The following is a 14255-nucleotide window of genomic DNA, read 5'->3' on the forward strand; positions in this document are numbered from 1 at the left end:
GGTCGGTACGTGACGTGTTCAGGCTGCTCCCGGGCGTTTGGAGGGCGCTTGGAGCCGATTTGGAACGTCCGGCATACGATGTGCGAATCATGGTCTTCATCCGGGTGCTGGGCGCGTTCGCGGCGGAGGTGGACGGTGCGGCCGTCCATCTCGGCGGGCCGCGGCAGCGGGGCGTGCTGGCGCTGCTGGTGGCGGCGCGCGGGCAGGTCGTGCCGGTCGACCGGATGATCGAGGACCTGTGGCACGGTGAGCCGCCCGGGCGGGCGCTGCTGTCCCTGCAGGCGTACGTGTCGAACCTGCGCCGGCTGCTGGAGCCGGGACGCCCGCCGCGCACGCCGGCCCGGCTGCTGGTCAGCGCGGCGCCGGGCTACGCGCTGCGGCTCCCGTCTGAGGCGGTGGACGCCTGGCGCTTCGAGGGCCTGCTGAGCCAGGCGCGCGCGGACACCGACCCGCGTGCCGCGCAGGCCCGGCTCGCCGAGGCGCTGGGGCTGTGGCAGGGCCCGGCGTTCGCCGAGGTCGCCGACGAGCCGTGGGCCGCCGCCGAGACGGCCCGGCTGAACGAGCTGCGCCTGGTCGCCGCCGAGCTGCACGTCGCGGCCGGTCTGCGCCTCGGCGACCCGGCCGCGGTGGTGCCCGAGGCCGAGCGGCTCACCCGCGACGAGCCCCTGCGCGAGGAGGGCTGGCGGCTGCACGCCCTGGCGCTGTGGCGCAGCGGCCGCCAGGGCGACGCGCTGGCGACGCTGCGCCGCGCCCGCGGCATCCTCGCCGACGAGCTCGGGCTCGACCCCGGCCCGGACCTGACGGCGCTGGAGGAGGCGATCCTCACCCAGCGCACGGACTTCCTGCGCGCGACCGCGCCCCCGCCCCCGCCCGTGCCCCTGTCCGTGCCCCCGCCCGCGTCCCCGCCTCCGTCCGCGTCCCCGTCCGCGTCCCCGTCCGCGTCCTCGCTCCCGCCGGCCGCCCCGCCGCAGGCGGCGCCTCTCCCGCGGTCTCTCCCGGGGACGGCCCCGCTCGCCGAGGCGCCGTTCGTCGGCCGCGAGCCGCAACTGTCCGCGCTGGTCACGGCCGCCGGCGAGGCCGCCGCCGACGGGGCCCGCGTCGCCCTCGTCACCGGCGAGGCCGGGCTCGGCAAGTCGACGCTGCTGGACCACCTCGGCCGGCGGCTCGGACGTGACGGGTGGCTGGTCGCCGCCGGCCGCTGCCCCGAGATCGACAGCGCGCCGCCCGCGTGGGCCTGGACCGAGGCGCTGGGCGCCGTCGCCGCGTCCACGCCGCCGGGCGCGTTCGCGGGCGACCTCGCGCCGCTGCTCACCGACGCCGGGCCGGTGGACGCCGACGCCACCGCCGGACGGTTCCGGCTGCGCCGGGCCGTGTGGCAGTGGCTCGCGGCGGTCGCCGCGGACCGCCCGGTCGCCGTCGTGCTGGACGACCTGCACTGGGCCGACGCCACCACGCTGGAGCTGCTCGGCGGCGTCGTCGGCGTGCGGGCCCCGATCCTGGTCGTCGCCGCCTACCGCGCGGACGAGAGCGGGCACCTCACCGAGACGCTGGCCGCGCTCGCCCGCGCCACGCCGCTCCGCCTGGCGCTGCCGGGGCTGGACGCCGAGGCCGTCGCGCAGCTCGTCCGGGCCGAGTGCGAGACCGACGAGGAGACCATCGCGGGGATCGCCGAGCGCACCGGCGGCAACCCGTTCTACGTGCGCGAGAGCGCCCGGCTGCTGAACGGCGAAGGCGCGCTGGTCGCCCTGTCGGAGGTTCCCGAAGGCGTACGGGACGTGCTGCGCCGCAGGCTCGCCCGGCTGCCCGAGGGCGGCGTGCCCGTGCTGCGGCTGGCCGCGGTCGCGGGCCGGGAGAGCTCGGTGGACGTCCTGGTCAGGGCCGCCGGCACCGACGAGGACCGGGTGCTGGACGCCCTGGACGCGGGCGTCGTCGCCGGGCTGCTCGACGAGCCCGGCCCGGGCCGCGTGCGTTTCGTCCACGCCCTCGTCAGGGACACGCTGCTCGCCGACGTCAGCAGGGTGCGCGCGACCCGGATGCACGCCAGGATCGCCGCCGCGCTCGAAGGCTCCGGCGACGTCGCGGCGCTGGCCTACCACTACACGCGCGCCGGCTCGCCGAAGGCCGTGGGCTACTGCGTCCAGGCCGCCGACCTGGCCGAGGCCCGCTACGCCCACGACGTGGCGGCCTGCCTCCTCGCCGACGCCGTGACCAACGCGACCGGGCCGGACGAGCGCGTCGACCTGCTCGGCCGGCTGCTGCGCGCGCAGATCCGCTCGGGGGCCGTCGCGGCCGCCCGGGAGACCCGCCGCGAAGCCGTGGAGTACGCCGAGTCCCTGGGCCGCGACGACCTGATGATCGCCGCCTTCACCGCGTGGACGGAGCCGACCCCCTGGCAGGCCCGTACGTACGGCACGGTGGACCGGCCCGTCGTCGAGCGCCTGAGCCGGCTGCTGAAGCGCGAGCTGCCCGCTCCGGTGCGGTCCCGGCTGCTGACGGCGTACGCGTACGAACTGGTCGGCGAGGACGACCCGACCGTCGTCGAGGCGGCGCAGGAGGCGCTGGACCTCGCCACCGAGCCCCGGCTGCGGGCCGCGGCGCTCGGCATCCTGGCGGAGGTGCACGGCGACGCCGAGCTGTGCCGGGAGCTGGTGCGGATCGGCATCGAGCACGACCTGCCGGTGTACCGGGTGACCGGGCTGCTCGACCATGCCGCCGTCGCCGCCGCCGCCAACGACCCGGTGACCATGCGGGAGATGGTCACCGAGGCCCTGGAGCTCGCCCGCGCCTACCGGATGCGCGAGGCGATCGCGGTCTGCGAGATCACGCTGGCGGGCCTGGCGGTCGTCGAGGGCCGGTACGCCGACGCCGAGCTTCTCTACGCCAGGGCGGGCGAGGGCATGCGGCGCATCGGGTCGGTGCACGCGACGGGCTTCCTGCAGCTCGCCCTGGCCACGATCTGGCTGAACGAGGGCACGCTCGGCGCGCACCTGGACGACGTGCGCGCCCTCCACGCCGTGCTCGGCCCCCTGACCGCCGACCTGTTCGCGCTCGCCCTCCACGCCAACGGCCTGGACGCCGAGGCCCGGGAGGTCCGCGCGTCAGCCGGCCCGATCCGTTCCGACTTCTTCTTCACCTTCCTGACGACGGTGCGCGCGATGGCCGTCGTCGCCCTGGACGACCGCGAGGCCGCCGAGGAGGTCTACGCGGCGCTGCTGCCGCACCGCGACGGCCCTCCGGCGGGCGCCGAGAGCCTGTCGGTGGCGTTGCGCCCGGTCGCTCACACTCTCGGCGAGCTGGCCGTCTTCCTGGGCCGCCCCGAGGCGGCCGCCGGCCATTTCGCCCGGGCCGCCGCCGTCGCCGACCGGTGGAACGCTCCTCACTGGGCCGCCGGGGCGCGGGCGCGGACCGCTTCCTAGCTCAGGGGTGGCCGAGGAGGCCGAGGATCCGGTCGGCGACCAGCCGGGGCTGCTCGGCCTGGATGAAGTGGCCGGTGTCCGCCTCCTCGAACCGCCCGTCGGGCAGGCCGGCCGCGAGGCGGCGCTGGTGCTCGGCGAGCCCGGTCTCCTGCCGCCGGCGGGCCACCGCGGGCCCGGCCGCCGCCAGCACGACGACCGGGCATTTCGGGTCCTGGGGCGGCCGCCGCCGGAAGTCGGTGATCGCGGCGGCGACGGCCCGCATCTCCTTGCGGGTCTGGGCGATGCCGGCGGGCGTGAAGTCCTCGGCGAGCATCGTCTCGTAGGTGTCGCGGGGGTAGAGGCGCCGCATGCCGCCGCTGAGCAGCCGCGCCAGCGGGCGGAGCGCCGCCAGCGCCTGGGTGAGGGCCATCGTGCGGTCGATCCTGCCGGTCGTGCGGTCCCAGGTGTCGTAGACCGGTGCGGTCTCGGCCAGGGGGTCCACCAGCAGCAGCCCCCGCAGCCGGGGGGCCAGGCTCTCGGCGGCGCGCCGCGCGACCAGGCCGCCCATGCTGTGCGCGACGAGCACGAACCGGCCGGGGACCACGGCCTCGGTCATCGCGACGAGGTCGGCGGCCAGGTCGTCGATGCCGGGCGTCCCGGTGGTCCGGCCGCTGCGGCCGAACCCGGCGCGGTCGTAGGCGACCAGCCGCGCCCGGCCGGCCAGCAGGGGCAGCACCGGGTCCCAGCAGGTGCGCCCGCAGCCCGCGCCCGCCTCGAACACCACCTGGTCCGGCCCGTCGCCGGACTCCTCGACGTAGACGTGCCGGCCGTTCACCGGCACCTTCCGCCCCGGTCTGTCGCGCATGCGCCCGCTCCCGCCACCGTTATCACTATGGATAACGGTATCGTATATGGAAACGGTCGGTCGTGCGCGAGGGTCACGCGGGCTTGACGTTGTGGTTGCCGGTGAAGAGGTTGGCGGGGTCGTAGCGGCGCTTCACCGCCGCCAGCCGCTCGTACGTGCCCGCCGGGTAGACCGCCGCGACGTCCTCGTCCGTGGCCGAGGCCAGGAAGTTCGCATAGGCGCCCGCGACGTGCGGCGCGAGCCGCGCCCAGACCGCCTCCAGCCCGGGACGGGCGGCCTCGACGACCGGCGCGGGGCCGCCGATCGTGGTCGCGACCATCAGCTCGGCCTGCCGGTGGGCGTACGCGGTGGCGTCGCCCGGCACCCGCGAGACCGCGCCGCCGACGCTGCGGATCGCGATGATCGGCGTCCCCGCCGACGTCCCGATCTCGGCCAGGACGCGCAGCAGCTCTGACGCCGACTCCCGTCCGGCGAACGCGCTGCGGGTCACCAGCGCGAAGCCGGGCGGCGGGCTCATGCCCTCCACCAGCGTCTCCGCGTACGGCTTGAGCGCCACGGTGTCGCTCACCACCGTGCCGAGCCAGCGGATCGGGTCGATCGCCTCGGCCGCGAGCCGCGGGTCGTCGCCGTCGAAGACGACCTGGATCTCGACCGGCGCCTCGGGCCCGCCGGCCAGCGGGCTGGCCAGCCCGGCGATGGAGGTCAGCTCCTCGGGCGCGGTGCGCAGGTGCTCGGCCCAGCCCTGGAGCACGGCCGCCGCCTCCGCGGCCGGGAAGGCGATCACGCCGTGGAAGACGTCCGTCGTCGGGTGGGCCGTGAACTCGAAGGCGGTCACGATCCCGAGGTTGCCGCCGCCGCCGCGAAGCGCCCAGAACAGCTCCGGGTGCTCCGCCGCGCCGGCCCGCACGACCTGGCCGTCCGCGGTGACCACCTCGGCGGCGACCAGGCTGTCCAGGGCGAGGCCGTACTTCCTGACCTTCCAGCCGATGCCGCCGGACAGCGTCAGCCCGCCGACGCCGACGCTCCTGGTGTCGCCGGAGGAGATGGCCAGGCCGTGCGGGGCCAGGGCCGCCGCGACCTGGCCCCAGGTGGCGCCGCCGCCGATGCGCACGAGGTGCCGGTCGGGGTCCACGACCTCCACGTCCGCCAGGTTGGCGAGGTCGATCACGATGCCGCCGTCGTTGGTGCCGAAGCCCGCGAAGGCGTGGCCGCCGCCGCGCACGGACAGCGCCAGCCCGGTCCCGGCGGCGAAGCGCACGGCGGCCCGCACGTCCTCGACGCTCTTGGGCCGCAGGACGAGCGCCGGTTCGCCGGACACGAGCATGGTGCGGGCGGCCGCGGCGTAGTCGGCGTCGCCCGGGGTCACGAGGTCGCCGCCGAAGTCGCGGCGCAGGTCGTCAAGCGTGGCCGCGTCGAAGGCGGCCGTCGAGTCGGAGGTCATGTTCGTCCTTATGGGTCGTATCGTCATTCGCGCTGGACGAACACAAGATGCCGACCGGCCGCCCCCTGTGACAGGCCGCCGGAGTGACGTGCGTCACAGGGACCCCTGGTGGAAGGTCACCTCCGGCTCGCGCGGCGACGGGCCGTCCAGGAGGGGCCGCTCGAGCCCCTTCAGGTGCCGGTCGAGGAAGGCGGCCACGTACGCGCGGGTCAGCTCGGCCGCGCGCGCCGCCGGCAGCGTGCCCGGGACCGGCTTGATGCCGAGGGCGCCGGCCAGCAGCGGCGCGTCGGTGAAGGACTGGTGCTCGGCGCCCTTCAGCACGATCCAGCGTCTCCACCCGGTGAGCAGCTTCCAGTCGCGCTCCCACGAGGCGTCCCGGCCCCCGGGGACGTGCTCAGGCGACCCCACGAACAGGACCGGCCGGGACAGACCGCCCTTGGGGAAGCGGGCGTAGGTGGTGCCGTCGAGGTCGATCCCGGCCCGGACGCGGCGGTCGTGCGCCAGCGCCGCCAGGGCGCTCGCCCCGCCGATCGACTGGCCCGCCATCGCGACCCTGGAGAAGTCGACCACCCGGCTGCCGTCCCACGCGGACGGCAGCCGGTCCAGCACGAACGACACGTCCGCCGCCCGGCCCCGCACGAGGCCGGCGCCGAAGCCGGGGTCGCTGTCGCTGTCGCAGGCCAGGCACGCGGCGACGCGGCCGCCGGGCAGGGTGGTGGCGTAGCTCTCGTAGGGGTGGTCGAGGCCGGCCACCACGTACCCGTGGCTGGCCAGGTCCTCGGCGAGGGAGGTGAGGGTGCTGACCGGCTTGGTGAAGCCGGGGGAGAGCAGCACCAGCGGCAGCTTCCGGCCCGCCGGCTCGGCGTCCTCGACGGCGTTCGTGCGGGTCCTGCTCAGGGTGTCGTAGGGCGCGCTCGCGATCCGCGCGCCCTTCAGCAGCAGCTCCGACTCCTTGGCCGTCATGTACGGGGCGCGCTCGCCGTCGCGCCGCCCGGCCGGGTACCACAGGGTGACCTTGAGCTCCCGCGCGGCGGCGTCCAGGTTCCAGGGGTCGGGCCGGGAGGTGTCCTTCAGGTACAGCACCGTCGTGCCGACGGGCCGGTCCCCGGTGGGCGCGGGCAGCACCGCGGGCCCGGCCGGCGTGGGTGACGGCGCGGCCTCGGAGCGGGGCGGCGCGGGCGCCGCGCAGGCGGACACGGCGAGCAGGACCGCGGCGACGGCCGCGAGCTGTCTCATGGGCGCTTCCTTCACTCGTGCAGCGAGGCCAGGGCCTCGGCCAGGACGGGGTCGCGCCCGGCCGCGGCGTCGCGCGGCGTGGTGGGCACGTAGCGGTCGGGCGGCACGCCGATGCCGTCGATCACCTCGCGGCCGGGCCCGAGGTGGTGGCGGGCGGGGAAGCTCAGGACCGTGTTGTCGGCCAGCAGGTACGGCTGCGCCGGCCCCGACACGACGCCGGCCGTCCTGGTGCCGACCAGCCGGCCGAGGCGCAGGTCCTTGACCGCCGAGCTGAAGTGCTCGCACGCCGAGGCGCAGCTCCGGTCGGTGAGCACCGCCAGCGGCAGGCCGACCAGCGGCACGGTGTCGTCGGTGCGCGAGTCCTGGCAGGTGCCGTCCGCGGCGCACTGGTAGGCGGTGACCTTGCCGTGCGCGAACGCGCTCAGCAGCCGGATCGCCTCCGTGGGGCTGCCGCCGCCGTTGCCGCGCAGGTCCAGCACGACGCCGGTGAGGGTCGCGGCGGCGCGCCGCCGGGCGATCGCCTTCAGCACCCGGTCCGCCGAGTCGGGGGCGAAGCCGGTCATCCGGACGTAGGCGACGCTCCGGTCCAGCAGCTTCGACGTCACGACCTGCAACGAGGCGAGGTCGCGCGGGTAGAGGCCGGGTTCGAGCGTGACGTCCCAGCGGCGGCCGGTGCTCTGCCGCAGCAGCCGCAGCCGGACCGGGCGCGCCTCCGGGTAACGCGGGTAGAGCGCGGCGATCGCCCGGGTGGGCTCGCCGTCGATGAACGGGGCGGAGCCGTTGACCGCCTCGATGACGTCGCCGGGGCGCAGCCCGGCCGCCCGGGCCGCGCCGCCCTGCACGGCCGTGACGAACAGCGGCGGCACGGCGGCGTCCGGGTTGCCGTCCACCTGGGCGCCGTTGACGTTCGCCTGGAGGCCCAGGCCGTAGCCGTCGCCGTCGTAGTAGCCGGGAGGCCGCTCCGTGCCGCGCCCCCACGAGGCGTGATCGTCGCCGAGCGCCGCCACGACCGCCTCCAGGGTGCTCGCGGCGAGCTGGTCGCGCAGGTCGGGCACCTGGCCGGCGGTCCTGCGCCAGACGGTCTCGAAGGCGGCCCAGTCGGCCTTCCTGTCGCCGGTCAGCGCGGGCATGACCGCGTCGGGCACGTCCCGCCCGCGCCGGTTCAGCTCGCGGGTGAGCGCGGCGAACCCGGCGGTCAGCAACGCGCGGGCGTCCAGGGTGCGGCCCGCGTAGTAGTTGCCGAGGATGCAGAAGTACGCCTGCTCGACGACGTCGATCGTGGTGGGCCGCACCGGTCCCGGCGGGCTCTGCGGCGGCGCGCAGACCGTGTCGTCGGCGGTGCTCGCCTGGCCGCGCGGCGGCGACGGGGCGGTGCAGGCCGCCGCGAGGAGCAGGGCGAGCCCGGCGGCGGCGGCCCTGAGCGCGCTCATGACAGGCGCCGCCGGATCCACCAGAAGCAGAACCCGGTCAGGCCGAGCGTGAGCAGGGCGTAGAGGCCGGTCTCCAGCCACTGGAACGGCCAGAAGCGGCCGAGCGGGTGGTATTCGGCCTGCTGCCGGTAGCCGAGCCGGTTGATCTCGGCCAGGCAGGCGCCGCCGCCGGCCGCGCTCTGCGGCGCGCAGGGCCCCGAGGTGGTGGACACCGGGATGAGGCCGTGGCCGTCCTCGCCGCCGCCCGGCATCACGCGCCCGGACGGGTCGAGCAGGCGGCTGGCCAGGACCCAGGCGCCCGCCTGGCCGGGCACGGCCGACTCCAGCCGCACCTCGGGAGGGCCGCCGCCGTCCCCGCGGATGCCGAGGTGGTCCACGTTGCCCTGGCCGAGCTGGGACGTCGCGGTGACCGGGGTCATCAGGTGCGGCCGCACCAGCAGCGGCACGGCGAGCTGCAACGCGGTGAAGACGGCCAGGGTCAGCGCCATGGCGGGCAGCGTGCGGCGTACCAGCATGCCGACGCTCACGCCCAGGACGAAGGCGAAGGCCGCGTACCCCATGGGGGCGATGCCGCGCGCGCTGAAGATGAGCGGGTCCATCACCGCGAAGCCGGCCGGCGCGGACCTGTCCAGCGGGCCGGACCACCAGGTCACCGCGAGGCCGCACACTCCGGCGGCGGCGACGGCCGCCAGGCCGGTGAGCCCCAGCTTGACCGCCAGCCAGCGGCCCCGGGTGACGCTCTGGTTCCACACCAGCAGGTGGGTGCCCGCCTCCAGCTCGCGGGTGATCAGTGGCGCCCCCCAGAAGAGCCCGACCAGCGCGGGCAGCAGCAGCACGAGGAGGGTGACGGCCAGGAAGGGAAGCTGGTAGGTGTCGAAGAAGGCGTCGAAGAAGCGGTCGCAGGCGCCCTCGCGGGTGCAGGCGGCCAGCCCGGCCGAGTAGCCGGCGGCCAGGCGGGGCCCGGTCAGGACGAGCACGGCGGCGAGGACGCCGAGCACGGCGGCGGTCAGCGCGGCCGAGCCGCGGAACTGCCGCCAGGTCAGCCAGATCATCGCGGCACCTCCAGCAGGACGCGCCGCTCGCCGGCGACGTCGCGGTCCAGGTAGGCGAGGACCAGGTCCTCCAGGCCGAGCCGGCTGACGTTCCAGGCGGGGTCGAGGACGGGCTCGCCGGTGCGCACGATGAACGTGCTCTGCCGTTCGGTGTGCCGCGCGGAGACCACCTGCTGGCCGGCGGGCAGCCGGCCGGGGTCGCGGCGCGGGCCGGTGAGCCGGTGGTGGGTGGCCAGCAACTCCTCCACCTCCCCGGCGACCTGGACGCGGGAGCCGACGAGCACGATCAGGAAGTCGCAGACCCGTTCCAGGTCGGACACCAGATGGGAGGAGAGCACGACGCTGAGCTGGTGCTCGGCCGTGGCCTCCATCAGCCCTTGCAGGAACTCGCGGCGGGCCAGGGGGTCGAGCGAGGCCACCGGCTCGTCCAGCAGCAGCAGCTCGGGCCGCTTGGCCAGGCCGAGGGTGAGGGCGAGCTGGGCGCGCTGCCCGCCGGACAGCCGGCCCGCCTTGTGCGAGGGGTCGAGGCCGAGCCGTTCGGCGCGCTCGCGGGCCAGGGCGTCGTCCCAGCGGCGGTTCAGCCGGGCGCCCAGCCGCAGGTGGTCGGCGACGGTCAGCCCCGCGTAGACGGGGGTGTCCTGGGCGACGAAGCCGACCCTCGCCAGCTGCGCGGGCCCGGCCGCGGGCCGGCCGCCGAGCACGGTGATCTCGCCCGCGCTCGGTTCGAGCTGGCCCGCGGCCAGCTTCAGCAGCGTCGTCTTGCCGGCGCCGTTGGGGCCGACCAGGCCGACGACGTGGCCGGCCGGGATGTCGACGGTGCACTCGCGAAGCGCCCAGCGTCTGCCGTATCTCTTGCCCAGTGCCTGGGCGCGCAGGACCGAGGTCACGCTATGTCCTCCTGAGCAGTGCTGCGGAAGGTGGTCGTGAACAGGGCCTCGATGCTCTCGTCGTCGAGGCCGGCCCGGCGGGCCTTGGCCAGCCAGCGCCGCAGTTCGAGCCGCAGGGGGCCGTGCGCGGCCAGCGAGGCGCCGGTGAGCGTCGCCGTCACGAACGTGCCCACGCCTGGGCGGGCGGCGACCAGGCCCTCGTGTTCGAGCTCCCGGTAGGCCTTGAGGACGGTGTTGGGGTTGATCGCGAGCTGCGCCACGACCTCCTTGACCGTCGGGAGCTGGTCGCCCTCGCGCAGCAGGCCGAGGCGCAGCGCGTGGCGTACCTGCTGGACGAGCTGCTGGTACGGCGAGAGGCCGGACTTCGCCTCGAGGTGGAACTCGATCACCGTTGCTCCAAATATCTAGTGTGCTAGCACATTAGATATTTGCATGTATGGAGACGGTAAGGAACGCCCCGGGACGGGCTCAGTCGAGCCTGATGTGCCGCAGGCTGACCCCGGTCCGCCGCAGCCAGCCGCGCAGCCGGCCGTCCGCGCCGGGCGTCAGCCGCAGCCCGGCGGCGTCGGCGATCCGCTCGGCGACCTGCGGCACCGTCAGCCCGTCGGTGTCGACCTGCTCGGCGAACTCGGGACGGCGCAGCCGCTCCAGGCACTCCTCCAGCCGCGCCACCGCGAACGCCTCCCGCTTCAGCGACCGGCTCAGGCTGCGGCCGCGCAGCCGCCTCAGCACCGTCTCCCGGCCGGCGAGCAGCGCGAAGTGCCGCACCTCGTGGCCGGCCTGGCGCAGGCGGGTCAGGATCTCGTCGTAGTAGGCGGGCTCGACCAGCGTCATCGGCGCGATGACCACGCCGTCGTGCCGGGTCAGCGCGAGGTCGAGCACCTCGCGGACGCCCTGGCGCCAGGCGGGCAGGCGCTGGAAGTCGGTGCGCAGCGCGGGCGGCGTCATCCGGTGCAGGCCGAAGCCCACGTGCTCGGGGTCGCAGACGACGCTGCCGGGCAGCCGCCTGTTGAGCTCGTACGCCGTCTGCGTCTTGCCGCCGCCGAAGGGGCCGTTGATCCACACCAGCATGCCGGCCACCCTGCCGCATGCCGCCGCCCGGCTCAAGTCACAGCAGGCGGCTCACAGGAGACGGCGCTGCACCACGTCGGCGATGACCGCGTCGACCACCCCGGCCAGCGTCCCGGGGGCCGGCGGGCCGGCCTCGCGGTCGGCGAACAGCAGGTGGGCGGCGCCGATGAGGGCGAGCGCGAGCGCGTCCACGTCGGCGTCGGCGGCGAGGCGCCCCATCGCGCGCTCGTCGCGCAGGTAGGCGCTGAGCACGCTGGCCGCCTGGGTCAGCAGCGGGATGCCGGGGGCGGGGTGGGCCCGGCGCAGGCGGGCGCGCAGCTCGTCGCGGAAGACGACGAGGCCGACGATCGACACGGTGACCGGGTCGAACAGGTGGATGAGCGCCGCGGTGAGGCGGTCGGCGACGGCGCCGGTGCCCGCCCCGGCGCGCAGGTCCGCGGCGGGGCCGTCGAGCGCGGCGATGCGCTCGCTCACCAGCTCGGCGAGGAAGTCGTCGAAGTCGTCGAAGTGCCGGTGCAGCACGCCCTTGGCGACGCCCGCCTCCTCGGTGACGGCGCGGCTGGTCAGGCCGCTCGCCCCGTCGCGGAACAGCACCCGGCCGGCGGCCTCGAACAACTGCCGGCGCACGTCGCGCAGGGCCACTCCCGTCGGCATCGCCCGTTCTCCCCTTGCCTCGGTTCTTCGCTCGACGCGAAACGCTATCGGGTTGTTGAGTGGGCGCGTGCCCACTATGGTGGGCGCATGCCCACTCTACCTCGGGACGACTCCCGTCCCTCCCCGGAAGCCCCCCATCAGGCCAGGCAGATCGCCGAGTCGTTCGGCGTCGACGCCGCCCGCTACGACCGGGCCCGGCCCGCCTACCCCGACGCGCTGATCCGGCGGATCGCCGACGCCGCGCGCGACCTCGCCGACGTCGGCTGCGGCACCGGCATCGAGGCCCGCCAGTTCCTCGCGGCCGGCTGCACGGTGCTGGGGATCGAGCCGGACGCGCGCATGGCCGAGTTCGCCCGCGGCACCGGCGTCGAGGTGGAGGTCGCCACGTTCGAGGACTGGGACCCCGCCGGCCGCACCTTCGACGCGGTCGTCGCCGGGCAGTCGTGGCACTGGGTTGACCCGGTCGCCGGCGCGGCCAAGGCCGCCCAGGTGCTGCGCCCCGGCGGCCTGCTGGCGGTGTTCGCGCACGTCTACGACCCGCCCGCGCCGATCGCCGAGGCGCTGAACGCCGCGCTGCGGCGCGTGGCGCCCGACTCGCCCTTCGCCGCCGGCTCGCCGCCGCCGGCCCAGGAGATCTACCGGCGGATGTTCGACACGTTCGCCGACGGCATCCGCGACTCGGGCGCGTTCGGCGAGCCGGAGCAGTGGCGCTTCGACACCGAGCGGCACTACACCCGCGAGGAATGGCTCGACCTGCTGCCCACGACGGGCAGCCTCACCCGGCTCCCGGCCGGGGATCTGGCCGAGGTGCTGGGCTCCGTCGGGGCCGCCATCGACGCGGCCGGGGGCGCCTTCACCACGACCTGGACGACCACGGCGGTGGTCGCCCACCGCGGGTGAACACCGTCCGCCACCGGTCCCGCGACGTGGTGAGTCGCGGGACCGGCCCAGGTGAGCGCGCCGTCAGTCGGGCAGGCGGTCGAGGAGCCAGGTGGCGGCCTCTTCGGTGATCTCGGTGTGGCCGTGGTTGGTGCCGGCGCACAGGAAGTCGTCGAAGTCGCTCTCGTCCGGGTCGAGCGCGTCGATGTCGAGGTGCAGGTCGGCCTCGGTGAGGTCGCGTACCGAGACGGCACTGATCGACGGCACGAAGCAGTGCGCGGGATCAGGGTTGTCGACGTCCAGGCCGAGCCCGGTCGCCTCGGCGATGGCGTTGAGCGCGTCGGCGAGGATCGCGAAGCCCGGCAGGGTGCCGCCGGGGGCGCCGTCCACGGGCGGCACGCCCGGCGCCTGCACCTCGGCGACGTCGGGGGTCAGGACGCGGAGCTTGGCGACGAGGGTGTCGGGCGCGATGGGCTGGGTGCGCAGCTCGGTGCCGGCGATGAGGTCGCCGGTGCCGAGCAGCGCGGCCTCGCCGGCCTCGACGCCGTTGCCCGAGCCGTCGCCGGTCCCGTCGGCAACGGCGAGCAGCCGCGGCAGGCGCGGCCAGCCGCCGACGGACTCCAGCGCCTGCAGGAACCGGGTGCGCAGCGGGTCCACGCCGGGCACGCCGGTCCAGTCGGACAGGTGCCAGGACAGCAGCTCGCGGGCGGCCGGGCTGTTGAACTGGTCGGAGAACCGGGCGTCGTAGGCCCGCAGGTAGTGCGCGAACGCCTGCAGCGAGATCGGCACGTAGGCGCCGCGGTGCGGGCTGTCCCAGGAGAAGTACACGCCGACCTGGTGGTCGACGCGCTGCTGCTCCATCCGGGCGAGGGCGTAACGGGTGACCAGGCCGCCCATGCTGAACCCGCCGGCCAGCAGGCGCGCGCCGCCCAGCCGCTCGGCCGCCGCGCGGTGGATCGCGGCGGTGGCGGTGTGGGCGTTGTCGAGGATGGAGGCGCCGCGGTCGTCGTAGCCGATGACGACGACGTCGCGGCCGCGCCGGCGCAGCGCGCTGACCAGCGGGAACGCGTGCCGCTCCAGCCCGTCGTACAGCTCGTCGATGTCGCTGGCGCCGGCCCCGAAGCCGTCGGCCAGGAGCACCGGCCGGGTCAGGCCCTGGTTGCCCTGGCCGTAGTACACCCAGGCGGTGCCGCCGGGCAGCGGCCAGCAGTCGCTCCACGGGTCGGCGGGCGGGACGGCGGCGGTGGCCTCGGTCCTGCCGCCGGCGCTGGCGCTGGAGGACAGGAGGATCGGTGACACGGCGCTCAGGGCGCTCGTGAGCTGCTGTTCGTTGATCACATCCGGT

General features: G+C 75.9%; 12 protein-coding genes. 2 read left to right on the forward strand and 10 right to left on the reverse strand.

Annotated features, from left to right (window positions below; translation table 11 throughout):
- The first annotated feature begins 89 nt into the window (after nt 1-89).
- A complete protein-coding gene (locus tag MF672_RS16600) occupies nt 90-3416 on the forward strand; it encodes an ATP-binding protein (RefSeq protein ID WP_242378313.1) in 3327 nt (1108 codons plus the stop codon).
- A 1-nt stretch (nt 3417) separates the two neighbouring features.
- Here MF672_RS16600 and MF672_RS16605 read toward each other — a convergent pair whose 3' ends face one another.
- The 9 genes from MF672_RS16605 to MF672_RS16645 form a co-directional block, all read right to left on the reverse strand.
- Nucleotides 3418-4260, reverse strand: a complete 843-nt coding sequence (locus MF672_RS16605) for an alpha/beta fold hydrolase (RefSeq protein WP_242378311.1) — start codon at nt 4258-4260, stop codon at nt 3418-3420.
- Between the two features lie 73 nt (nt 4261-4333).
- Nucleotides 4334-5701, reverse strand: a complete 1368-nt coding sequence (locus tag MF672_RS16610) for an FAD-binding oxidoreductase (protein ID WP_242378309.1) — start codon at nt 5699-5701, stop codon at nt 4334-4336.
- Nucleotides 5702-5794: 93 nt separating this feature from the next.
- Nucleotides 5795-6937 (reverse strand): alpha/beta hydrolase family protein, encoded by a 1143-nt coding sequence (locus MF672_RS16615; protein ID WP_242378307.1) that lies wholly within the window; start codon nt 6935-6937, stop codon nt 5795-5797.
- A gap of 11 nt (nt 6938-6948) precedes the next feature.
- Nucleotides 6949-8367, reverse strand: coding sequence for a S41 family peptidase (locus MF672_RS16620; RefSeq protein ID WP_242378305.1), 1419 nt, complete (start codon nt 8365-8367; stop codon nt 6949-6951).
- Entirely contained in the window at nt 8364-9419 is a 1056-nt protein-coding gene (locus MF672_RS16625) for an ABC-2 membrane transporter-related protein (protein ID WP_242378303.1), read from the reverse strand. Before MF672_RS16625 ends, MF672_RS16620 begins: the two co-directional genes overlap by 4 nt.
- Entirely contained in the window at nt 9416-10306 is an 891-nt protein-coding gene (locus tag MF672_RS16630; RefSeq protein WP_242378301.1) for an ABC transporter ATP-binding protein, read from the reverse strand. The genes MF672_RS16625 and MF672_RS16630 overlap by 4 nt, the downstream gene beginning before the upstream one ends.
- Nucleotides 10303-10695 carry a GntR family transcriptional regulator gene (locus tag MF672_RS16635; RefSeq protein WP_242378300.1) on the reverse strand — a complete coding sequence of 131 codons (393 nt, stop codon included), beginning with the start codon at nt 10693-10695 and terminating at the stop codon, nt 10303-10305. The genes MF672_RS16630 and MF672_RS16635 overlap by 4 nt, the downstream gene beginning before the upstream one ends.
- 79 nt (nt 10696-10774) lie before the next feature.
- The gene (locus tag MF672_RS16640) at nt 10775-11377 is read right to left on the reverse strand and encodes an AAA family ATPase (RefSeq protein ID WP_242378288.1); all 603 of its coding nucleotides are present in this window, start codon (nt 11375-11377) and stop codon (nt 10775-10777) included.
- Nucleotides 11378-11428: 51 nt separating this feature from the next.
- Complete coding sequence (locus tag MF672_RS16645) at nt 11429-12031, reverse strand: TetR/AcrR family transcriptional regulator (protein WP_242378286.1); 603 nt, start codon at nt 12029-12031, stop codon at nt 11429-11431.
- A gap of 87 nt (nt 12032-12118) precedes the next feature.
- Here MF672_RS16645 and MF672_RS16650 point away from each other — a divergent pair, with 87 nt between their 5' ends.
- Nucleotides 12119-12931, forward strand: coding sequence for a class I SAM-dependent methyltransferase (locus MF672_RS16650; protein WP_242378285.1), 813 nt, complete (start codon nt 12119-12121; stop codon nt 12929-12931).
- 63 nt (nt 12932-12994) lie between these two features.
- On the opposite strand, the gene MF672_RS16655 is transcribed toward MF672_RS16650, so the two are convergent.
- Complete coding sequence (locus tag MF672_RS16655) at nt 12995-14248, reverse strand: esterase/lipase family protein (RefSeq protein ID WP_242378284.1); 1254 nt, start codon at nt 14246-14248, stop codon at nt 12995-12997.
- Nucleotides 14249-14255 lie beyond the last annotated feature (7 nt).

This window comes from Actinomadura luzonensis (assembly GCF_022664455.2).
Taxonomy (GTDB): domain Bacteria; phylum Actinomycetota; class Actinomycetes; order Streptosporangiales; family Streptosporangiaceae; genus Nonomuraea; species Nonomuraea luzonensis.

Bases quoted from the DNA above. Each gene is read 5' to 3' on its own strand.
- MF672_RS16650 (WP_242378285.1), top strand. From the start codon at position 12,119: ATGCCCACTCTACCTCGGGACGACTCCCGTCCCTCCCCGGAAGCCCCC.
- MF672_RS16640 (WP_242378288.1), bottom strand. From the start codon at position 11,377: ATGCTGGTGTGGATCAACGGCCCCTTCGGCGGCGGCAAGACGCAGACG.
- MF672_RS16615 (WP_242378307.1), bottom strand. From the start codon at position 6,937: ATGAGACAGCTCGCGGCCGTCGCCGCGGTCCTGCTCGCCGTGTCCGCC.
- MF672_RS16620 (WP_242378305.1), bottom strand. From the start codon at position 8,367: ATGAGCGCGCTCAGGGCCGCCGCCGCCGGGCTCGCCCTGCTCCTCGCG.
- MF672_RS16605 (WP_242378311.1), bottom strand. From the start codon at position 4,260: ATGCGCGACAGACCGGGGCGGAAGGTGCCGGTGAACGGCCGGCACGTC.
- MF672_RS16610 (WP_242378309.1), bottom strand. From the start codon at position 5,701: ATGACCTCCGACTCGACGGCCGCCTTCGACGCGGCCACGCTTGACGAC.
- MF672_RS16600 (WP_242378313.1), top strand. From the start codon at position 90: ATGGTCTTCATCCGGGTGCTGGGCGCGTTCGCGGCGGAGGTGGACGGT.
- MF672_RS16625 (WP_242378303.1), bottom strand. From the start codon at position 9,419: ATGATCTGGCTGACCTGGCGGCAGTTCCGCGGCTCGGCCGCGCTGACC.
- MF672_RS16645 (WP_242378286.1), bottom strand. From the start codon at position 12,031: ATGCCGACGGGAGTGGCCCTGCGCGACGTGCGCCGGCAGTTGTTCGAG.